At 70.6% G+C, this 21,045-nt stretch carries 18 protein-coding genes and 1 pseudogene; 8 read left to right on the top strand and 11 right to left on the bottom strand.

Annotated elements, in window-relative coordinates; translation table 11 throughout:
- Positions 1-75: 75 nt before the first annotated feature.
- Positions 76-1,185, bottom strand: coding sequence for an alpha/beta hydrolase-fold protein (locus ACWDX7_RS15835; protein ID WP_451491385.1), 1,110 nt, complete (start codon positions 1,183-1,185; stop codon positions 76-78).
- A gap of 152 nt (positions 1,186-1,337) precedes the next feature.
- Between ACWDX7_RS15835 and ACWDX7_RS15830 the strand changes: the two genes are divergently transcribed.
- The 6 genes from ACWDX7_RS15830 (at position 1,338) to ACWDX7_RS15805 (ending at position 6,291) form a co-directional block, all read left to right on the top strand.
- Entirely contained in the window at positions 1,338-3,188 is a 1,851-nt protein-coding gene (locus ACWDX7_RS15830; RefSeq protein WP_451491386.1) for a phosphatidylglycerol lysyltransferase domain-containing protein, read from the top strand.
- An 83-nt stretch (positions 3,189-3,271) separates the two neighbouring features.
- On the top strand, positions 3,272-4,144 hold the full coding sequence (folP, locus tag ACWDX7_RS15825; RefSeq protein ID WP_451491387.1) for a dihydropteroate synthase: 873 nt from the start codon (positions 3,272-3,274) through the stop codon (positions 4,142-4,144).
- 25 nt (positions 4,145-4,169) lie between these two features.
- Positions 4,170-4,613, top strand: coding sequence for a nuclear transport factor 2 family protein (locus tag ACWDX7_RS15820; protein ID WP_451491388.1), 444 nt, complete (start codon positions 4,170-4,172; stop codon positions 4,611-4,613).
- A 131-nt stretch (positions 4,614-4,744) separates the two neighbouring features.
- Positions 4,745-5,104 carry a dihydroneopterin aldolase gene (gene folB / locus ACWDX7_RS15815; protein WP_371677964.1) on the top strand — a complete coding sequence of 120 codons (360 nt, stop codon included), beginning with the start codon at positions 4,745-4,747 and terminating at the stop codon, positions 5,102-5,104.
- Positions 5,101-5,709, top strand: a complete 609-nt coding sequence (folK, locus tag ACWDX7_RS15810) for a 2-amino-4-hydroxy-6-hydroxymethyldihydropteridine diphosphokinase (RefSeq protein WP_451491389.1) — start codon at positions 5,101-5,103, stop codon at positions 5,707-5,709. The genes folB and folK overlap by 4 nt, the downstream gene beginning before the upstream one ends.
- Before the next feature lie 93 nt (positions 5,710-5,802).
- Positions 5,803-6,291: a DUF3180 domain-containing protein gene (locus ACWDX7_RS15805; RefSeq protein ID WP_451491390.1), complete on the top strand. Its 489-nt coding sequence runs from the start codon at positions 5,803-5,805 to the stop codon at positions 6,289-6,291.
- Between the two features lie 40 nt (positions 6,292-6,331).
- Here the strand turns inward: ACWDX7_RS15805 and folE are convergent, their stop codons facing one another.
- From folE to dacB, 6 genes are all read right to left on the bottom strand, one after another.
- Positions 6,332-6,940 (bottom strand): GTP cyclohydrolase I FolE, encoded by a 609-nt coding sequence (gene folE / locus ACWDX7_RS15800; protein WP_451491391.1) that lies wholly within the window; start codon positions 6,938-6,940, stop codon positions 6,332-6,334.
- Between the two features lie 107 nt (positions 6,941-7,047).
- Positions 7,048-9,081, bottom strand: a complete 2,034-nt coding sequence (gene ftsH / locus ACWDX7_RS15795) for an ATP-dependent zinc metalloprotease FtsH (protein WP_451491392.1) — start codon at positions 9,079-9,081, stop codon at positions 7,048-7,050.
- Positions 9,082-9,286: 205 nt separating this feature from the next.
- A complete protein-coding gene (gene hpt, locus ACWDX7_RS15790) occupies positions 9,287-9,847 on the bottom strand; it encodes a hypoxanthine phosphoribosyltransferase (RefSeq protein ID WP_355410052.1) in 561 nt (186 codons plus the stop codon).
- A 66-nt stretch (positions 9,848-9,913) separates the two neighbouring features.
- A complete protein-coding gene (tilS, locus tag ACWDX7_RS15785; RefSeq protein ID WP_451491393.1) occupies positions 9,914-10,984 on the bottom strand; it encodes a tRNA lysidine(34) synthetase TilS in 1,071 nt (356 codons plus the stop codon).
- A 297-nt stretch (positions 10,985-11,281) separates the two neighbouring features.
- The gene (locus ACWDX7_RS15780) at positions 11,282-12,427 is read right to left on the bottom strand and encodes a zinc-dependent metalloprotease (protein ID WP_451491394.1); all 1,146 of its coding nucleotides are present in this window, start codon (positions 12,425-12,427) and stop codon (positions 11,282-11,284) included.
- Between the two features lie 104 nt (positions 12,428-12,531).
- The gene (gene dacB / locus ACWDX7_RS15775; protein ID WP_451491395.1) at positions 12,532-13,983 is read right to left on the bottom strand and encodes a D-alanyl-D-alanine carboxypeptidase/D-alanyl-D-alanine endopeptidase; all 1,452 of its coding nucleotides are present in this window, start codon (positions 13,981-13,983) and stop codon (positions 12,532-12,534) included.
- A gap of 133 nt (positions 13,984-14,116) precedes the next feature.
- Between dacB and ACWDX7_RS15770 the strand changes: the two genes are divergently transcribed.
- Together ACWDX7_RS15770 and ACWDX7_RS15765 are read left to right on the top strand one after the other, a co-directional pair.
- Entirely contained in the window at positions 14,117-14,611 is a 495-nt protein-coding gene (locus ACWDX7_RS15770; RefSeq protein WP_008742522.1) for an inorganic diphosphatase, read from the top strand.
- 198 nt (positions 14,612-14,809) lie between these two features.
- A complete protein-coding gene (locus tag ACWDX7_RS15765) occupies positions 14,810-16,450 on the top strand; it encodes a threonine/serine exporter family protein (protein WP_451491396.1) in 1,641 nt (546 codons plus the stop codon).
- A 101-nt stretch (positions 16,451-16,551) separates the two neighbouring features.
- Here the strand turns inward: ACWDX7_RS15765 and ACWDX7_RS15760 are convergent, their stop codons facing one another.
- The 4 genes and pseudogenes from ACWDX7_RS15760 to mrdA all read right to left on the bottom strand — a co-directional run.
- Positions 16,552-17,262, bottom strand: a complete 711-nt coding sequence (locus ACWDX7_RS15760) for a VTT domain-containing protein (RefSeq protein WP_451491397.1) — start codon at positions 17,260-17,262, stop codon at positions 16,552-16,554.
- 128 nt (positions 17,263-17,390) lie between these two features.
- Entirely contained in the window at positions 17,391-18,149 is a 759-nt protein-coding gene (locus ACWDX7_RS15755) for a MerR family transcriptional regulator (RefSeq protein WP_451491398.1), read from the bottom strand.
- Between the two features lie 119 nt (positions 18,150-18,268).
- On the bottom strand, positions 18,269-18,784 hold the full coding sequence (locus tag ACWDX7_RS15750) for a DinB family protein (protein WP_451491399.1): 516 nt from the start codon (positions 18,782-18,784) through the stop codon (positions 18,269-18,271).
- Positions 18,785-18,891: 107 nt separating this feature from the next.
- Positions 18,892-20,973, bottom strand: a pseudogene (gene mrdA / locus ACWDX7_RS15745) (penicillin-binding protein 2); the annotation flags it as partial.
- Positions 20,974-21,045 lie beyond the last annotated feature (72 nt).

The raw sequence follows: 21,045 nt of genomic DNA, 5'->3' as shown, positions 1-21,045 counted from the left end.
GGCCCGACCGGAGTCGGGCCCTTCCTTCTCTTCGCGTCCATGCCGCCGCGCACGCGGACGGCGGTGCACCGGCCGTCAGGCCTTGATGCGGTCGCTCACCCAGGTGAGCATCGGCGGGATCTCGCGACGCCACGTGTTGAAGTTGTGGCCGCCGCTGTCGAGGATGATCGAGGAGACCCGGTCGGGGCCCTTGACCTTCTTGATGAACTTCTTGGTGTCGCCGAGGTTCGGCTCGCCCTTCTCGCTGCTGGTGACGAGGAAGGAGGTGCCGGTGGGCTTCTTGTTCTCGATGCTGTGGAGCACGTCCGCCCGCTTCCTCAGCTTGTCGTCGCCGTGGAAGAGGTCGCCGGTCGTCGGGTCCTCCGGGGCCTCGTAGTACGCGGACAGTGCCGCGGCGGCGCCGAAGGTCTGCGGGTAGTGCGCGGCGATCTTCAGGGCGCAGTAGCCGCCGGTGGAGTTGCCGATGAAGCCCATGTTCTCCGCCTTCTTGCCGACCCGGAAGGTGTCGGTGATGGCCTGCGGGAGGTCCACCGCGAAGAAGGTCTCGGTCTGCGGTCCATCGGGTATGTCCACGCACTCCGTGTCACGCGGCGGGGCGACGGTCGGGCGCAGCATGACCAGGATCATCGGCTTCATCTTGCCGGCCTTGGACATGCTGAAGGCCTTCATGGGGTAGTCGAGTCCTTTGATCAGGTTCTCGGCGGTACCCGGGTAACCCGTGAGGACGACGGAGGCGGGGAAGTTCTGCTCCTTGTACGCGGGCTGGAAGTACTCCGGCGGCAGCCACACGTAACCCGGGCTGGTGATCTTCGACTTGCGGCCCTCGATGGAGACCTTCAGGATCTGTCCGCCCACCTGGGGCTTGCTCCCGCCGGGCACGTCCAGCGCCTGCTTGTCGACGACTTTGATGTCCTTGCTGCTCATGGAGTGGTCGACGACCTTGCCGATCGACGTCTCCTGGCCGAACAGGTCGGCCCAGGAACCGTAGAAGAGAAAGGACTTGTTGGCCGCGAGACCCACAGCGGAGAACAGCGCCAGCTGGGTCGCCAGCAGGAGGCCGATCCGCCCGGCGACCGCGCGCCACGTGCGGCCCGAAAGCTTGGGCCAGAACCAGACCGTGGCCGCGAAGAGCAGCACACCGGCGAGAATGGCGAGCGCCAGAACCGTATAACTGGTGAGACCCATGAGCAGTCAGTCGACTTTCTGATGGCAGGACTGTTTTTTCCGACGGAAGAGTGAACCCGCTCCTCCTCGATGTCGTCCTAATGGACGCACCACACACCGGAGGCTGTCGCAGCCTTCGGCCCACATGATCTCTCGCGGAGCAACGGGAAGCGATGTCTAGCAGGATAGATGGCGATAAGTCGGGACAGGTTCCGAGCAGGGTCCGCCGAATCCTCCGAGGCCCACAGCCGGAGTCGGTGCCCGGCCTGGTAGGCACGGCCGTCATGATCGTCGGCCTTCTGGACATCGCGGCGGGGGTGTTCCCCCGCTTCCGGCACAGCCGGATCCACGCGGTCACCGAGGTGCTGCCGTTCTCCCTGGGCCCGTTCGCGGCAGCCCTCGCGATCAGCGTGGGCGTACTGCTGCTGCTGCTCGCCCACGGCCTCAAGCGCCGCAAGCGGCGCGCCTGGCGGGCCGCCGTCGTACTGCTGCCGGCCGGCGCGGCGGCGCAGTTCGCGTACCGGCACTCCATCCTCGGGGTCATCCTCGGGGCGGTGCTCCTCGCGCTGCTGCTGCGCCACCAGAACGAGTTCAAGGCACTGCCGGACCCGCGCAGCCGCTGGAAGGCGCTCGCCAACTTCGTCCTGATGAGCGCCGGCTCCATCGGGCTCGGTCTGGTCATCGTCAACGTCCATCCGGGCAAGGTCGTCGGCAACCCGGGCCTGTACGAGCAGATCACCCACGTCGTCTACGGCCTCTTCGGCTTCGAGGGCCCCGTCGACTACGCCGGCCGCGTGTCCTGGACCGTCGGCTACTCCCTGGGCGCCCTCGGCATGCTGACCGCCCTCACCACCATCTACCTGGCCTTCCGCCCCGAACACCCGGCCGCCCGGCTCACCTCCGAGGACGAGACCAAGCTGCGCGAGCTGCTCGCCAAGCACGGCGGCCGCGACTCCCTGGGCCACTTCGCGCTCCGCCGCGACAAGGCCGTCGTCTTCTCCCCCAGCGGCAAGGCCGCCGTCACCTACCGCGTCGTCTCCGGCGTGATGCTCGCCTCCGGCGACCCCATCGGTGACGTCGAGGCCTGGCCCGGCGCCATCGAGCGGTTCATGGAAGAGGCCAAGGCGCACTCCTGGACCCCGGCCGTCATGGGCTGCAGCGAAACCGGCGGCGAGGTCTGGACCCGGGAGACCGGCCTGGACGCCCTGGAACTCGGCGACGAGGCCATCGTCGACGTCAAAGACTTCTCCCTCTCGGGCCGTGCCATGCGCAACGTCCGCCAGATGGTGAAGCGCATCGAGCGCAACGGCTACACCACCAAGGTCCGCCGCGTCAGCGAACTCACCGAGACGGAGCTGGAGCAGGTGCGCGGGGCCGCGGCGGCCTGGCGCGGCACCGACACCGAGCGCGGCTTCTCCATGGCGCTCGGCCGGGTCGGCGACCCGGGCGACGGCGACTGCTTCATCGCGACCGCCCACCGGGTGGAGGAGGGCGACACCAGCCCCTTCGGCGACCTGAAGGCCGTCCTCCACTTCGTCCCCTGGGGTACGGACGGCATGTCGCTGGAGCTGATGCGCCGCGACCGCGCCGCCGACCCCGGCATGAACGAGCTGCTGATCGTCGCCTCTCTGGAGGCCGCCCCGAGCCTGAAGATCGAGCGGGTCTCCCTGAACTTCGCGATGTTCCGCTCGGCCCTCGCCCGCGGCGAGAAGATCGGTGCGGGCCCGGTCCTGCGCATGTGGCGCGGCCTGCTGATCTTTCTGTCCCGCTGGTTCCAGATCGAGTCGCTGTACAAGTTCAACGCGAAGTTCCGGCCCCGCTGGGAGCCCCGCTTCGTCGTCTTCCGCACCACCCGCGACCTTCCCCGCATCGGTTTCGCCGCGATGCAGGCCGAGGGCTTCGTGACGCTGGCCCTGCCCCGGCTCTTCGCCGGACGCCGCCGCCCCAAGCCGGTCCGCGCCTGCGCCCACCACCACATGACGACCGTGCCCAAGCAGCAGGAGCGCGAGGTCCAGGCCGCGTAACCACCCGTACGAAGGGGACCGGCCCCGGCAGCCGAAAGGCGCCGGGGCCCTTCCGTATCCAGGTCAGCCCTACCCTTGGAGCCATGAACACGAAGCGCGGAGCCACCAGCAGGGGCCGGGTCGCAGGTCTGCCGGAGTGGGACCGCTGCGCCGTCATGGGCGTGGTCAACGTCACCCCCGACTCCTTCTCCGACGGCGGACGCTGGTTCGACACCACCGCGGCCGTCAAGCGGGGCCTCGACCTCGTCGCCCAGGGCGCCGACCTCGTCGACGTCGGCGGCGAGTCCACCCGCCCCGGCGCCTCCCGCGTGGACGAGGAGGAGGAGCTGCGCAGGGTCGTCCCCGTGGTGCGCGGCCTGGCCTCCGAGGGGATCGCCGTCTCCGTCGACACGATGCGCGCCTCCGTCGCCGCCCGGGCCGTGGCCGCCGGCGCGCTGCTGGTCAACGACGTCAGCGGCGGACTCGCCGATCCGGACATGGTCGCGGCCGTCGCGGCCGCCGAGGTGCCGTTCGTGGTCATGCACTGGCGCGGCTTCAGCGCCGGCATGAACAGCCTCGCCCACTACGAGGACGTCCTCGCGGAGGTCACCTCCGAGCTGCGGGAGCGCATCGACGCCGTCGTGGCCGGCGGGATCACCCCCGAACGCCTCATCGTGGACCCCGGCCTCGGCTTCGCGAAGCAGGCCGAGCACGACCTCGCCCTGGTCGCCCATCTTCCCGAGCTGCGCGCGCTGGGCTTCCCGCTGCTGGTCGCCGCGTCGAGGAAGCGTTTCCTCGGCCGGATCCTGGCGGGCGCCGACGACACCGCCCCGCCGCCGGCCCGGGAACGCGACGCCGCCACGGCCGCCGTCTCCGCCATCGCCGCCCACCAGGGCGCCTGGGCCGTACGGGTCCACGAGGTACGGGCGACCGCGGACGCGGTTCGGGTGGCCCGCGCCGTGGAAGGGGCACTGTGATCCGCACCGACCGAGAAGGAGTCCAGTGAGCAGAACCGACATCGAAGCGGTCGAAGAGATCAACACGGCCTTCTACGAGGCCATGGAGGAGGGGGACTTCGACTCACTGTCGGCGATCTGGCTGGAGGACGAGATCTCCTGCGTGCACCCCGGCTGGCCGGTGCTCTCGGGCCGCGGCGAGGTGCTGCGCTCGTACGCGCTGATCATGTCCCACACGGACTACATCCAGTTCTTCCTGACGGACACCAAGGTGGCCGTCATGGGTGACACCGCGCTGGTGACCTGTACGGAGAACATCCTCAGCGGCGGGCCCGCCGAGGACGGCGGGGAGCTCGGTCCCCTGGTCGGCCAGCTCGTCGTCGCCACGAATGTGTTCCGACGCACATCCGCGGGCTGGCGCCTCTGGTCCCACCACGGTTCTCCCGTCCTCACGGAGGACGACGAGGACGACGAGGACGACGCCGCGTGACCCCTCCGGCGGGGACCGGGGTGTTTCGCGGGTAAATTCGAAGTCGGACGACGCCGACCGCACTCGGCGTAGGCCCATGGCCCCGGGGAGTCCCGGGACCGGATGTACCTACGAAAGCAGGAGTGATTCGCGTGGATCGTGTCGCGCTGCGCGGCCTCAAGGCTCGCGGGCACCACGGCGTCTTCCCCCGGGAGCGCGAGGAAGGCCAGACCTTCATCGTGGACCTGGTGCTGCACATCGACTCCCGCCCCGCGGCGGCCGACGACGACCTGGCGAAGACCGTGCACTACGGGGTCGTCGCCGAGGAGGTCGTGGATGTGGTCCAGGGAGAGCCCGTCGACCTGATCGAGACGCTCGCCGAGCGGATCGCCCAGCAGTGCCTCAAGCACGAAGCGGTGGCGCAGGTGGAGGTGGTCGTCCACAAGCCGGACGCGCCCATCACCGTCCCCTTTGACGACGTGACCATCACGATCACCCGGAGCCGCGCATGAACAACGGACTGAACGCACAGAGCGACCCGACCGTACAGCCGGTCCCCGCCTCCGTGGTGGAGAAGGTCGACGCGGCGGACGTCACCCTGTCCAACCCGAAATGGGCCGTCATCGCGCTCGGCGCGAACCTCGGGAACCGGCTGGAGACCCTGCAGGGCGCCATCGACGCCCTCGGCGACACCCCGGGCCTGCGGGTCAAGGCCGTCTCCCGCGTCTACGAGACCGAGCCGTGGGGCGTCGAGCCCGGCTCCCAGCCCGCGTACTTCAACGCGGTCGTCTCGGTGAAGACCACCCTGCCGCCGTCCTCGCTCCTGGAGCGCGGACAGGCCATCGAGGAAGCCTTCGACCGCGTCCGCGAGGAGCGGTGGGGGCCGCGCACGATCGACGTGGACATCGTCGCGTACGCCGACGTGGTCTCCGAGGACCCCGCGCTCACCCTCCCGCACCCCCGGGCCCACCAGCGGGCCTTCGTCCTGGCCCCCTGGAACGACGTGGACACCGCGGCGCAGATCCCCGGGCACGGCCCGGTGGCGGCGCTCCTGGCCGGAATCGGCCTGACCGGTGTCACGCCGCGCCCGGACCTGGAACTCCGCCTGCCCGAGTAGTCGTTAACCTGTGGACTGCTGACGGATCGGCGTATCGCCCGGTCTACGGATCGGCGGATCGACGGATCGGCGCGGAAAGCGGGGAACAGGCACGTGAAGCAACTGAGGCCGGCGGTCCTGGCGGGCATCTTCGCGGTCGCGGGGATCCTGTCCTGGGCGGGCGCCCGCCTGTGGCACGCGTACGGCACGCTGCCCGGCGTGCCGCTGGCCGCGCCGATCGTCCTGGCCGTGATCGCCGTGGTGCTCTTCGCGACGGCGCTGTCCCTGCGGTCCCGGCTCAAGGCCCAGCGCGAGCGCCGGCCGGGAGCCAAGGGCGTGGAGCCGCTGATGGCGGCCCGCGCGCTGGTCTTCGGCCAGGCCAGTGCCCTGGTGACGGCCCTGGTGGCGGGCATGTACGGCGGTGTGGGGGTCTTCCTGCTGGCCGAGTCCCTCGACAGCCCCGTCCGCCGCGACCAGGCCTGGTACGCCGGCTTCGCGGTCCTGGCGGGCGTGGCGGTCATCGCCGCCGCCCTCTTCCTGGAACACGTCCTCAAGCTCCCCGAGGACGACGACGAATCCCCGGAGGCCCCGGCCCGCGCCTGACGGCCCGGCCGGGGCGCCGCAGGTGCGGGGGCCTTGAGCCTCAGCGGGCGATGATCAGGCTCATGGCCTCGTTGCGGGTCGCCGAGTCGCGCAGCTGGCCGCGGACCGCGGAGGTGATGGTCTTCGCGCCGGGCTTGCGGACCCCCCGCATCGTCATGCACATGTGCTCGCACTCGATGACTACGATGACCCCGCGGGGCTCCAGGATCTCCATCAGGGAGTCCGCTATCTGGGTGGTCAGCCGCTCCTGGACCTGGGGGCGGCGGGCGAACACGTCCACGAGGCGGGCCAGCTTCGACAAGCCGGTTATCTTGCCGTCGCTGGACGGGATGTAGCCGACGTGCGCCACGCCGTGGAAGGGCACCAGGTGGTGCTCGCAGTTGCTCATGACCTCGATGTCCTTCACGAGGACCATCTCGTCGTGACCCAGGTCGAAGGTCGTGGTCAGCACCTCTTCGGGCTTCTGCCACAACCCGGCGAACAGCTCCCGGTACGCCCGCGCCACGCGCGCCGGGGTCTCCTGGAGCCCTTCGCGCTCCGGGTCCTCACCGACCGCGATCAGGAGCTCGCGGACCGCCGCCTCGGCGCGCTTCTCGTCGAACTCGCCGATCGTGCCCTCGCCACCGCTCAGGGTCACCGGGTCGGTCATCACTGCCTCGTTCCTTTTTCTTTTCGTTCACGCGCATGAAAGCGCCGCGCCCCCCAGGCTAGAACCTGGGGGGCGCGGCACGCATTCCGGGTGGGCCGGGGCTCCGATTACTCGGTGCGGTCCTCGGGGACCACCTCGATGCCCTTCTCCGTGACGACCGGCGTGACGGCGGCGGCCGCCGACGTTCCGTTCGCCGCGTTCGTCAGCTGGAGCTCCTTGGGAGAGAGCACCGGCGGGCGGGTGGAGGGGGTGCGGCGGGAGGAGCCGGTCCACGCGGGGCGGGCCGGACGCTTCACGATCGTGGAGAAGATCTCGGCGATCTGCTCCTTGTTCAGCGTCTCCTTCTCCAGCAGCGCGAGGACCAGGTTGTCGAGAACGTCGCGGTTCTCGACGAGGATCTCCCAGGCCTCGTTGTGCGCGGTCTCGATGAGCTTCTTGACCTCTTCGTCGACCAGCGCCGCGACCTCTTCCGAGTAGTCGCGCGGGTGGGCCATCTCGCGGCCCAGGAACGGCTCGGTGTTGTCGCCGCCGAACTTGATCGCACCGAGACGCTCGGTCATGCCGTACTGCGTGACCATGGCCCGCGCCGTGGCGGTGGCCTTCTCGATGTCGTTGGCCGCGCCCGTCGTCGGGTCGTGGAAGACCAGCTCCTCGGCCGCGCGCCCGCCCAGCATGTATGCCAGCTGGTCGAGCATCTCGTTGCGCGTGGTCGAGTACTTGTCCTCGTCGGGCAGGACCATGGTGTAACCCAGGGCCCGGCCACGGGACAGGATCGTGATCTTGTGGACCGGGTCGGAATTGGGGGAGGCCGCCGCGACCAGGGCGTGTCCGCCCTCGTGGTACGCGGTGATCTTCTTTTCCCGGTCCGACATGATCCGGGTCCGCTTCTGCGGGCCCGCCACGACGCGGTCGATGGCCTCGTCCAGCGAGTGGTTGTCGATCAGCTTCTTGTCCGAGCGGGCCGTGAGCAGCGCGGCCTCGTTCAGGACGTTGGAGAGATCGGCACCGGTGAAGCCGGGCGTGCGACGGGCGACGGCGCCGAGGTCGACGTCCGGGGCTACCGGCTTGCCCTTCTGGTGGACCTTGAGGATCTCCAGCCGGCCCTGCATGTCCGGACGGTCGACCGCGATCTGCCGGTCGAAGCGGCCGGGGCGCAGGAGCGCCGGGTCCAGGATGTCGGGACGGTTCGTGGCGGCGATCAGGATGACCCCGCCCTTCACGTCGAAGCCGTCCATCTCCACGAGCAGCTGGTTGAGGGTCTGCTCGCGCTCGTCGTGGCCGCCGCCGAGACCCGCACCGCGGTGCCGGCCGACGGCGTCGATCTCGTCCACGAAGACGATCGCCGGAGCGTTGGCCTTGGCCTGCTCGAACAGGTCGCGGACACGCGAGGCACCGACGCCGACGAACATCTCGACGAAGTCGGAACCGGAGATCGAGTAGAAGGGCACACCGGCCTCGCCCGCGACGGCGCGCGCCAGCAGGGTCTTACCGGTGCCGGGCGGGCCGTAGAGCAGCACACCCTTGGGGATCTTGGCGCCGACGGCCTGGAACTTCGCCGGCTCCTGGAGGAATTCCTTGATCTCGTGGAGTTCCTCGACGGCCTCGTCCGAACCCGCGACATCCGCGAACGTGGTCTTCGGGGTGTCCTTGGTGATCAGCTTGGCCTTGGACTTCCCGAACTGCATGACCCGGGAGCCGCCGCCCTGCATCTGATTCATCAGGAACAGGAAGACTACGACGATGAGGACGAAGGGCAGGAGCGAGAGCAGCACGCTCAGGAACGGGCTGGTCTTGTCCGGCGTGACGGAGTACCCGTCCTGGATCTGACCGGCTTCGTACTTGGTCTGGAGGTTCTGGGCGAGCTGGACGCCCTGATCCCCGATGTAGTTGGCCTGGAACTTGGTGCCGTCATGCTTGCCGAGCTTCTGGTCGCCCTTCAGCTCGATCTTGATCATCTGGCTGTCGCCGGTGGTCAGCTTGGCTGTCTCCACCTGACCACTGTTGATCGCCTTGATGACCTCGCTGGTGTCCACCGACTTGTAGCCGCCGCCGGAGCCGACGACATTCATCAACACGACCACGGCGAGGACGGCCAGCACGATCCACATGACCGGCCCACGGAAGTATCGCTTCACGTCCATCCATACGGGGCGCTAGGCACCCCGTCCCTCCTGCCCGTAGGTAAATGCTGCTGTGAGTAAAGACTGTTCTTCGGAATGTACCCCTGTATTGTCACCCGCGGCCCCGTGGGACGGCTGACATACCCGCCTTCCCCTGCTCCAACGGCGGGAGCGTCCCCCAGGTTCCCTGTCGGTTCCCCGGGGGCCGGAAAAAGGCGCGGCGGGGTCAGCCGCCGTAGACGTGCGGGGCGAGCGTGCCGACGAACGGCAGGTTGCGGTACTTCTCCGCGTAGTCGAGGCCGTAGCCCACGACGAACTCGTTGGGGATGTCGAAGCCGACCCACTTCACGTCGATCGCGACCTTGGCGGCGTCGGGCTTGCGCAGCAGCGTGCAGACCTCCAGGGAGGCCGGCTCGCGCGATCCCAGGTTCGACAGCAGCCAGGACAGCGTCAGGCCCGAGTCGATGATGTCCTCGACGATCAGGACGTGCTTGCCCTTGATGTCGGTGTCCAGGTCCTTGAGGATCCGGACCACACCCGAGGACTGGGTCCCGGCGCCGTACGAGGACACCGCCATCCAGTCCATGGTGAGCGGGGTGGACAAGGCACGCGCCAGGTCCGCCATCACCATCACCGCGCCCTTGAGGACACCGACGATGAGCAGGTCCTTGCCCGCGTACTCCGCGTCGATCTTCGCTGCCAGCTCGGCCAGCTTCGCGTCGATCTCTTCCTTGGTGATGAGCACCGACTGGAGGTCGCCGCCCATGTCCTTCTCGTCCACCCGCATCACTTTCGTCGACGGCTGGGGCTCCGGGGTGTGCCCCCGGAGGACTCAGCCGTGTTTCAGCACCAATCAGCCCTGCCGGATGACCAGTCTGCCACCCTGCCGCTGAGCCTCCACCCGGCCGGGCAGGTTGATGGCGCCCTGACCGCGCCATCCGGTGATGAGCCGGTCGACTTCCTCGATGTGGCGGGCGAAGAGCGAGCCCGCGGGGGAACCGGCCGCGACCACGGCCCTGCGCAGCACCCGGCGGCGGACGGCCGGGGGCAGGGCGTACAGCTTGGCGCACTCCAGCCGGCCGTCCGCGTCCCGTACGCCGCCCTCCGCCTCGGCGGCCCAGGCGTCCAGGGCGTCGGCGTCGTCGCGGGAGAGCTGGGCGGTGCGGGCCAGCGCCTCGACGACACCCTTGCCCAGCGCCTTCTCCAGGGCGGGCAGTCCCTCGTGGCGCAGCCGGGAGCGGGTGTAGGCGGGGTCCATGTTGTGCGGGTCGTCCCAGACGGCCAGGGACTGGACCATGCAGGCCTTGCGGGCGGTCTGCCGGTCCACCTGGAGGAAGGGGCGGCGGTAGCGGTGGGTGCGCCCGGGCCCGCCGGGGCCCCGGGAGACCTCGGGCATGCCGGAGAGCGAGCGGATGCCGGAGCCGCGGGCGAGGCCCAGCAGGACGGTTTCCGCTTGGTCGTCGCGGGTGTGGCCGAGCAGCACGGCGGCGGCGCCCAGCCGGTCGGCGGCCTCGTCCAGGGCGGCGTAGCGGGCGTCGCGGGCGGCGGCCTCGGGTCCGCCGTCACGGCCGACGCGCACGGCGACGGACTCCACCGGGTCGAGGCGGAGCGCGGTCATGCGGGAGACGACCTCGGCGGCGCGCAGGTCGGATCCGGCCTGGAGCCCGTGGTCGACGGTGATGCCGCCGGCCCGGATGCCCAGTTTGGGGGCCTCGAAGGCGAGGGCGGAGGCGAGCGCCATGGAGTCGGCGCCACCGGAGCAGGCGACGAGGACGAGTGGTGCGGTGTCCGCGGGGGTGCGGGCCCCGGCACGGGGGGCTGCCCCGGACGGAGTCCGGCTGTGGTCGGTGAGTTCGGTGAGGACGTCGTGGAGTACGCGGCGGACCGCCAGGCGTATCGCCGCGACCGCAGGATGGGGACCCATGTCCGGTGCCCTTCGGTGGTGTTCGGATGCCTCGAAGGCGTTGGGGGTGTCGTGCCGGGGTGGCCGGCTGCTGGAGCGCGTTCGGTGGTGCTGCCCGGTGTCCCGCGGGTTCCCCGGGTGCGGGGCCACGCGAGAGGAGCCCGCGAGGAGCCCCACGAGACAAGGACTGTCACTCAGAGTGCGTCGATGGTGACAGAACCGAGCCGTTCCCTGAGCATCGCACGGCCATGCGCGGCCTACGGTCCCTCGGACGGGTGACGCTGCTTCCCCCAGTGAGACATCTTCACGCCCCCTGCGTCACCCCTGTTCGCTCTCTTCGCTCCCCTTGCGGTGCACGCGGGCCACCCAGTCCGCCGGCCTGGCGATCTCCGCCTTCGTCGGCAGTGTGTTCGGGGAGGTCCAGACGCGGTTGAAACCGTCCATGCCGACCTGGCCGACGACGGCGCGCACGAAGCGCTCGCCGTCGCGGTACTGGCGCAGCTTGGCGTCGAGGCCGAGCAGCTTGCGCAGGGCGACGTCGAGACGGCCGGCGCCGGTTGCCCGGCGCTGCTGGAACTTCTCCCGGATCTCGGCGACCGAGGGCACCACCTCGGGGCCGACCCCGTCCATCACGAAGTCCGCGTGGCCCTCCAGCAGGGACATGACGGCGGTGAGCCGGCCGAGCACCTCCCGCTGCTCTGGGGTCTGCACCAGCTCGACCAGGGACCGGCCCTCCTCGCCCCGCTCGGCCTCGGGGCGGGCGCCGGCGAAGGACTGGACGGCCTCGCGCAGGCGCTCCAGGACCGTCATCGGGTCCACCTCGGTGGCGCCGAGGAACGTCTGGATTTCGCCTTCGAGGTGATCTCGGAGCCACGGAACGGCGGTGAACTGCGTACGGTGCGTCTCCTCGTGGAGGCAGACCCACAGCCGGAAGTCGTGCGGGTGCACCTCCAGCTCGCGTTCTACGTGCACGATGTTGGGGGCGACGAGGAGAAGCCGGCCGCCGCCGGTCGCGGAGCCCGGCAGGTCGCGGCTGACCGGCGCGAAGGTCTCGTACTGGCCGAGGACCCGGGAGGCCAGGAAGCTCAGCAGCATGCCCAGCTCGACGCCGGTGATCTTGCCGCCGACCGCGCCGAACACGGCCCCGCCCGGGATGTTGCCGCGCCGCTCCTGGAGCTTGCCGAGGAGCGGCGCCAGCAGCTCCCGGAAGCCGGCCACATTGGCCCTGACCCACCCCGGCCGGTCGACCACGAGCACGGGGGTGTCCTGGAAGGGCGCGCCTTCGGGGATCATCCGGGTGAACTCGCGTACGTGCCGTTCCGAGGTCCTGGCGTGCTCGCGCAGCTCCGCGACCACGGCCCGGGCCTCGTCCCGGCTGACCTCCGGGCCGGGCCGCACGAACCGGGTCGCGGTCGCCACCGCGAGCTTCCAGTCGACCAACTCCGCACCACCGATGCTCGTCATGCGTCAACCGTACGTGGACCGGCCTCAGGGCGGACCCCCCACGGCCGGGTCAGCCGCCTCCAGTCGGCCGGGCGGCGGCCCGGCGCCCGGCCGGCGGAGCTTCGCTACGAGGTCCCGGCGACGGCCGCCGCCACCTTGTCGAGGGCCTTCTCGGCGCCTTCCTGGCCGGGGCCGTTCGCGGTCAGGAAGGCGAAGGCGAGCAGCCGCCCGGAGGAGTCCACGACCGTACCGGCGAGGGAGTTCACGCCCGTCAGGGTGCCGGTCTTGGCCCGGACCAGGCCGGCGCCCGGGGAGCCGGCGGAATTGCGGGTGCGCAGCGTCCCGGTGAATCCGGCGACGGGCAGTCCGGTGAGGACGGGCCGCAGCTCCGGCCGCTGGGGGTCGGCGGCCTTCGCGAGGAGCCCGGTCAGCAGCCCGGCGGTGACCTTGTCGGCGCGGCCCAGGCCGCTGCCGTCGGCGAATCGGGAGCCCGCGACGTCGACGCCGAGGCCGGCGAGGCGGGCGGTGACGGCCTTCTCGGCGCCTTCGAAGCTGGCGGGCTGCCCGGAGGCGAGGGCGGTCTGCCGGGCCAGGGCTTCGGCGATGTCGTTGTCGCTGTTGGTCAGCATGCGCTCCACGAGACCGGCCAGCGGGGTGGAGTGGGTGGTGGCCAGCGGCTGGATTCCGGCCGCGGCCTTGGCCCGGGCCGGTTCGCCGGTGACTTCGATGCCGCGTTCCGCCAGCAGGGCGGCGAAGGCGCGGGCGGTCTCCCCGGACGGGTCCTCGGCCCGTTCGACGGGGCCGGAGGCCGAGTCGTCGGGGCGGCCCTCATCGGCCATCAGGGCGGTCACGGGCGCGATGTTGGGGTTGGCGCCGATCGGGTGGCGGACGGGGCCGGTGTAGAGGGTGTCGTCGTAGCCGAGGGTCACGGTGTCCGTGCCGGCGGCCTTGAGGGCCCGCGCGGTGTCGGCGGCCAGGGCGACGAGGCTGCCGCCGGATCCGGCGGGGCTCTTCTTCTTCGCGGTGAGCGAGGGGTCCCCTCCGCCGACGAGGAGGATCTGCCCGGGGGCGGCGCCGGGCGTCACGGTGGTCCGGATCCGGTGCTCGGGCCCGAGGGCGGCCAGCGCGGCCGCCGCGGTGGCGATCTTGATGGTGGAGGCCGGGGTCATCGCGGCCCGCGCCCCCGATTCGTACAGCACCTGCCCGCTGGCCGTGTCGATCACGGAGGCGGTACGGACACTGCCGAGGGCGGGGTCGGCGAGCAGCGGCCCGAGGGCGGCGGCGAGGCTCTGCGGGGCGGCGGCCTGCCGGCCGGCTCGGCCGGGGCCGGTCCCGCCGAGCACCCCCGGGGCGCTGGGCGCGGCCTGCGGGAGGGGTCCGGCGCCGTGATCTGCGCCACCCGTACGGCCCCAGGAGGCGGCCCTGTCCCGCTCGGCCTTACGCTGGCCGGAGTCCCAAGGACCGGCGGCGGCCACCGCTGCCACCGACAGGGCGAGGCCGGCCACGGCCGACCCCGCGATGAGCTGCCACGTCTTGACCAATGGCACCTCGGACCAGCCCCTTTCGCGATCACACATATGCGTGAGGGACACTTAACCACTGCGTCTTGCCGCGAGCATGGCATCCCGCCCGGCAGGGCTGGGCCGGACGCGCACGCAGGTGAATCAACGCAGTCTCGAAGCAATGAAGCTGATCATGGAGGAGCAGGACGTGGAGTTCGACGTCACCATCGAGATCCCCAAGGGTTCGCGGAACAAGTACGAGGTGGACCACGAGACCGGCCGGATCCGTCTGGACCGTCGCCTCTTCACCTCGACCAGCTACCCGGCCGACTACGGCTTCGTCGAGAACACCCTCGGTGAGGACGGCGACCCGCTGGACGCGCTGGTCATCCTTGACGAGCCGACCTTCCCGGGCTGCCTGATCAAGTGCCGCGCCATCGGCATGTTCCGCATGACGGACGAGGCGGGCGGCGACGACAAGCTGCTGTGCGTGCCGGCCTCCGACCCGCGTGTCGAGCACCTGCGCGACATCCACCACGTGTCCGAGTTCGACCGCCTGGAGATCCAGCACTTCTTCGAGGTCTACAAGGACCTGGAGCCGGGCAAGTCCGTCGAGGGCGCCAACTGGGTCGGTCGCACCGAGGCCGAGGCCGAGATCGAGGCCTCGTACAAGCGCCTTGAGGCGCAGGGCGGCCACCACTGAGCTCGCGCTCGGCCGGACGGGGCAGGCGGGCTTTCCCGCACCCCTTGTGACATGGCGGGCGGCACCCCCTCCGCGGGGGTGCCGCCCGCTGTCGCGTTCCCCCCGCCCGGGCTACGGCGTTCCCCCGGCGCCGGTTTCGCCGTGGACGAAACGGTTCCGCATACTGATACCGCAGGTGATGACGGGACTGGAGGACGCGTGGCGGAGGCCGACGGGGCAGAGGACAGGAAGCCCACGTCCGACGAGGCGCACAGCGCCTTCACGCCGCCGCCCGGAATGGAACCGGAGGCGCCGGAGGAGGACCAGCCGACCTCGGAGTTCTCCGTCCCCGTCGGCATGGAGGCCCAGCCGGCCGGGCCCGAGGGGTCCGCCTTCGCCGCCCCGGCCACCTACCGAGCCCAGCACTCCCCGCCCGCCTACACCCCGGGCCACGGTTTCCCCGTGGCCGGGATGAAGGAATCCCCCTGGCAGGACCGCATGCGCACGATGCTGCGCATGCCGGTCGACGTCCGGCCCGTCCCGGAGGCCGCCCAGCGGACGAGCGAGAGCGGGCCCGCCGTCGGCCGCGTCCTCGACCTGACCCTGCGCATCGGCGAGCTGCTGCTCGCGGGCGGGGAGGGCGCCGAGGACGTGGAGGCCGCGATGTTCGCCGTGGCCCGCTCCTACGGGCTGGACCGCTGCGAACCGACCGTCACCTTCACCATGCTGTCGATCACCCACCAGCCCTCCCTGGTGGACGACCCCGTCTCGGCGAACCGGACCGTGCGCCGCCGCGGCACCGACTACAACCGCCTGGCGGCGGTGTACCGGCTCGTGGACGACATCAGCGCGCACGAGATGGACGTCTCGCTGGAGGAGGCCTACCGGCGCCTCGCCGAGATCCGCCGCAACCGGCACCCGTACCCCGGCTGGATGCTCACCGCCTCGGCCGGGCTGCTCGCCGGCGCCGCCTCCACCCTCGTCGGCGGCGGGGTGCTCGTCTTCTTCGCGGCGGCCCTCGGGGCCGTGCTCGGCGACCGGCTGGCCTGGCTGTGCGCCGGACGCGGACTGCCGGAGTTCTACCAGTTCGTGGTCGCCGCCATGCCGCCGGCCGCGATCGGGGTGGCGCTGAACATGACGGGGATCGACGTCCGCGCCTCCGCCGTGATCACCGGCGGGCTGTTCGCGCTGCTGCCGGGGCGCGCCCTGGTCGCGGCCGTGCAGGACGGCCTGACCGGCTACTACATCACCGCCTCGGCCCGGCTGCTGGAGGTCATGTACCTCTTCATCGGCATCATCATGGGCGTGCTGGTGGTGCTCTACATCGGGCTCCAGTTCGACGCCTCCCCGAGGCCGGAGGAGGTCCTCCAGATCACCCAGCGGCCGCTGATCCAGATCGCGGCCTCGATGGTGCTGGTGTTCACCTTCGCGATCCTGCTCCAGCAGGAACGCTCCACCGTGTGGATCGTGACCCTGAACGGCGCGGTCGCCTGGGTCACCTTCGGGGCCCTGCACTACGCGGGCGGCATCCCGCCGGTGCCCTCCACGGCGGTCGCGGCCGGCCTGGTGGGCCTCTTCGGGCAGCTCTTCTCCCGCTACCGCTTCGCCTCCGCACTTCCGTACGTGACGGCGGCCATCGGCCCGCTGCTGCCCGGCTCGGCGACGTACTACGGGCTGCTGCTGATCGCCGAGAACCGGCTGAACGAGGGGCTGGGCTCGCTGACGAACGCCGCCGCCATCGCCCTCGCCATCGCGATCGGGGTCAACCTGGGCTCGGAGACCTCGCGGCTGTTCATGCGGATCCCGGGAGCGGCGAGCGCAGCCAAGCGCCGGGCCGCGAAGCGCACCCGCGGCTTCTAGAGCGTACGAAGGGGGCCCACGGGGGCCGCGTACGGGTACACGTACGCCCCGGGGCTCTCGCGAGGCTCCGGGGCGGTACGGGCGGTACTCCTGGTGCGGCCCTAGCGCTTGGCGTGGCGGCCGCGCTGGCCCGTGGTCTGCGGGCCGGCGCCGTCGCCGTCCTCCGCGAGGGCCTCGGCCGCCGCCGCGGCGGCCTTGCCCTCCTTGCGCGCCTTGATGACCTCGAAGACCACCGGGATGACCGAGACGAGGACGATGCCCACGAGGATCGGCTCGACATTGGTCTTGATGAACTCGATCTGGCCGAGCCAGTAGCCCGCCACCGTGACACCCGCACCCCAGCCGATGCCGCCGATGATGTTGTAGGTGAGGAAGGTGCGGTACTTCATCGAGCCCGCGCCCGCGACCATCGGGGCGAAGGTGCGGATGATCGGCACGAAGCGGGCCAGCACGATGGCCTTCGGCCCGTGCCGGTCCATGAACTCGTGTGCCTTGTCCAGGTTCTCCCGCTTGAAGAGCTTGGAGTTCGGCCGGTTGAAGATCTTCGGCCCGAAGAACTTGCCGATCATGTAGCCGACCTGGTCACCGATGATCGCGGCCGCCACGATCAGGGTGCAGACCAGCCACAGCGGCTGCTTGATGTACTGGCCGTCCGCGACGAGCAGGCCCGCCGTGAAGAGCAGCGAGTCACCCGGCAGGAAGGCGAAGAGCCCGGACTCCGCGAAGACGATGACCAGGATGCCGATCAATCCGAAGTGCGAGATCAGATAGTCCGGGGTCAGCCACTCTGGGCCGAGCGCAATCGTATTCACGTGTCCGGACTCTCCTGGATCGGGGTGATGGGTCTGCTTGCGGGGCGGTGCGAGTGGTCTCAATTATCAACGCACACGACCCCCGCCCGGTTCCAGGTACCGGAAGGGGGCCGTACGGGAACTCCGCCCTACGCCTTGCGGACGGCGTTGGCCGTGATCGCGTCCCTCAGGAACACCGCCAGGCCCGGCCGGACGGCGTCGTAGTGGGCCGCGAAACGCTCGTCCGCGACGTACATCTCACCCAGGCAGACGTGCATCTCGTACGAGCACGTGTAGTGGTTCCGGTCGATCCAGCCGCGGTGCTCCTCCGCCAGGTCCATGGCCCCTGCGGATTCCGGGGAGGCCCCGGAATCCATCAGCGCGGCCAGCCGCCCGTTGATCGCCTCGGCCTCGGCCAGGATCCGCTTCCAGTCGTCCTTCGTGTAGGCGGCGGCCCGGCGGGTGGACTCCGCGTACGCGTCCGTGCCGCCCCAGCGCCGCTCGACCTCCTCGGCGTGGTCGTCGGGGTCGAACTCCCCGAAGACCTCGAACTTCTCCTCGGGCGTGAGGTTGATGCCCATCTTCTTCGCCTCCATGGCGTGCTCAACGGCCTTGGCCATCTGCTGGAGCCGGGCGATCCGGTCGGACAGCAGGGCGTGCTGCCGGCGCAGATGCTCCTGCGGATCCGACCGCGGATCGTCCAGCAGGACCGCGACCTCGTCGAGGGGGAAGCCGAGCTCCCGGTAGAACAGGATCCGCTGCAGCCGGTCGAGGTCGGCGTCGTCGTACCGCCGGTGTCCCGCGTGGCTGCGGCCGCTCGGGCAGAGCAGCCCGATCTCGTCGTAGTGGTGCAGCGTGCGCACCGTGACTCCGGCGAAACCGGCGACCTGGCCCACGGAGTAGCTCATCGCCTTCCCCTCCTCTGTTCGGGTACGCCCTTCACTGTGGTCCCTCACGTGGCGTGAGGTGCAAGCGCCGAGGGGGGAAAGCGGGGAGCACGCCGCTGGAGCGCTGAGGACGGGGGCGGTTACGCGGACATGGCGCGGGTGCCGTCCAGGGTTTCGCGGACGATGTCCGCGTGGCCCGCGTGCCGGGCGAACTCCTCCACGAGGTGCAGGAGCATCCAGCGCAGCGAGACCTTGCCGTTTTCGGGGAACCAGGGCGCCGGGGGCAGCGGGAAGGTCTGGTCGAGGCTGGGGGCGGCGGTGATGAAGGCCGCCGTCTGCTCCGCCACCCCGTCCCAGAAGGCCAGGACGGCCGGGATGGACTCGCCCTCGACCAGGCGGAAGCCGTCTTCCCGGCTCTGCCCCGTCTGCGCGCGCTCGTCGGGCCGCTCCTGGGCCATCCGCAGCCAGCCGAGCTCGACCTGCGCCACGTGCTTGAGCAGCCCCGACAGCGAAAGCTCGCTGGCACTGGGGCTGCTCGCCGCCTGCTCCTCGCTCAGCCCGAGCAGCGATTCGCGGATCGCGACGCGCTGGGCCTCGACGAAGGCCAGCAGGGTGCCCCGCTCGTCACCGGGGACCTCTGCGGAAATCTGAGCCATGACCGACCGCCTTCGTGTGTGGGTTTCCTGCGGATCGCCGCCGGGGCCCTTGCCCTGCCGACACCCGTCAAGCTAGGGGGACTTGCGGTCAGGTTCCGTCCTCAATGAGCGGCGATCTCACCGTCCGGGCGGATCGCCGGCAGTGCGGTGGCGGGCTGCGGCAGGAGGGCCTTGGAGAGGTCCTGCCTGCCCGTCGCGTCGAGCCCGTACATCGCCTCGTAGATCTTGCGCACCGCCGGCCCGGAGGCGCCGGAGCCGGTGCCGCCCTGAGAGATCGTCATGACGATCGTGTACTCCTCGGTGTAGGAGGCGAACCACGAGGTGGTCTGCTTGCCCTGGACCTCGGCCGTGCCCGTCTTGGCGTGCATCGGGATCCGCTGGTGCGGCCAGCCGCCGAACCGCCAGGCGGCGCTGCCGGTCGTGGCGACCGAGGCGAGGGCGCCGTCGATGTCGTCGAGCGTCTTGGCGTCCATCGGCAGCTTGCCCTGCACCTTCGGGGTGATCTCGCGGACCGAGGTGCCGTCGGCGCTGACGATCGCCTTGCCGACGCTGGGCTGGTGGAGCGTGCCGCCGTTGGCGATCGCGGCGTAGACGGAGGCCATCTGGATCGGCGTGACGAGCGTGTCCCCCTGCCCGATCGAGTAGTTGATCGCGTCGCCCTCGCGCAGCTGGTTGCCCTGGCGGCAGTTCTCGTAGGCGATCTTCTCCGCGAAGGTGCCGTTCTTCTTGCCGTCCCGGCACCAGGCCGCCTTGTTCGCCTCGAAGAAGTCCTGCTTCCACTGGCGGTCCGGGACCCGGCCGGGCACCTCGTTCGGCAGGTCGATGCCGGTGCGCTTGCCGAGCCCGAACTCGTGGGCGGTCTTGAAGAACCAGTCGGCGGGGTTCTTCTTCGGGTTGATGCCGCCGTCCTTCTTCCACTCCCGGTCCGCGAGGCTGTAGTAGACGGTGTCGCAGGACACTTCCAGGGCCCGGCCGATGGTGATGTCGCCGTAGCCCTGCGACTCGAAGTTCGTGAAGGTCTGATTGCCGACCGTGTACGAGCTGGGGCAGGGGTAGCGGGCGTTGAAGGGGTAGCCGGCGTTCACCGCGGCGGTCGAGGTGACCACCTTGAAGATGGAGCCGGGGGCGGCCTGGGCCTGGATGGCCCGGTTCAGCAGGGGGTAGTTGGAACTCTTGTCGGTGAGGGCCGCGTAGTCCTTGGCGGAGATGCCGCCCACCCAGGCGTTCGGGTCGTAGGTCGGATTCGAGGCCATCGCGACGACGCGGCCGGTCTTGGACTCCATGACCACGACGGCGCCCGAGTCCGCCTCGTAGTTGCGGTGCGTGTTCCGGTCGTACCCCTTGCGGGCCTCGACCATCGCGTGGTGCAGCTCGCGCTCGGCGACGGCCTGCACGCGCGAGTCGATCGACGTGACGACGTTCGAGCCGGCCTGGGCCTTGTCGCTCCGGGCCTGCCCGATGACGCGGCCGAGGTTGTCCACCTCGTACCGCGTGATGCCGGCCTTGCCGCGCAGCTCCTTGTCGTAGGTGCGCTCCAGGCCCGAGCGGCCCACCTGGTCGGACCGCAGGTAGGGCGAGTCGGAGTTCTTCGCCTTGGCGATCTCCTCGTCGGTGACGGGCGAGAGGTAGCCGAGCACCTGGGAGGTGTTGGCCTGGTCGGGGGCCGCGTAGCGCCGCAGGGCGGTCGGCTCGGCGGTGATGCCGGGGAACTCCTCGGCGTGCTCGCGCAGGTGCAGGGCCTGCTCGGTGGTGGCCTCGTCGCTGACCGGGATGGGCTGGTAGGGCGAGCCGTTCCAGCAGGGCTGCGGGGTTTTGGCGTCGCAGAGCCGGACCTTGTCGATGACGTCCTGGGGGTTCATGCCGAGGACTCCGGCGAGGCGGGTGAGGACCTCCTTGCCGCGGTCCTTCATGGTGAGCAGCTCGGTGCGGTTGGCGGAGACCACGAGGTGGGTGGCGTTGTCGGCGAGGGGGACACCGCGCGCGTCCAGGATCGAGCCGCGCACGGCGGGCTGGACGACCTGCTGGACGTGGTTGTTCTTCGCCTCGTCCGTGTACTCCTGGCCATTGCGTATCTGGAGGTACCAGAGCCGCCCGCCCAGGGTGAGCAGCAGCGAGAAGACCACGATCTGGATGACGACGAGCCGGTTCTGGACCCGAGGGGTCCGGCCGGTCTCCGGTATGTTGCTCAACTCTGATCTCCCCCGGGCGACGCCGTACTCGCCCGGCCGAGTCTAGGGGGTGTCCCGCCGCCGCCGGCGGGG

Source organism: Streptomyces sp. NPDC003034 (assembly GCF_053591375.1).
The sequence above is the reverse complement of the archived record's forward strand: the minus strand, read 5'-3'. Positions and strand labels throughout refer to the sequence as shown.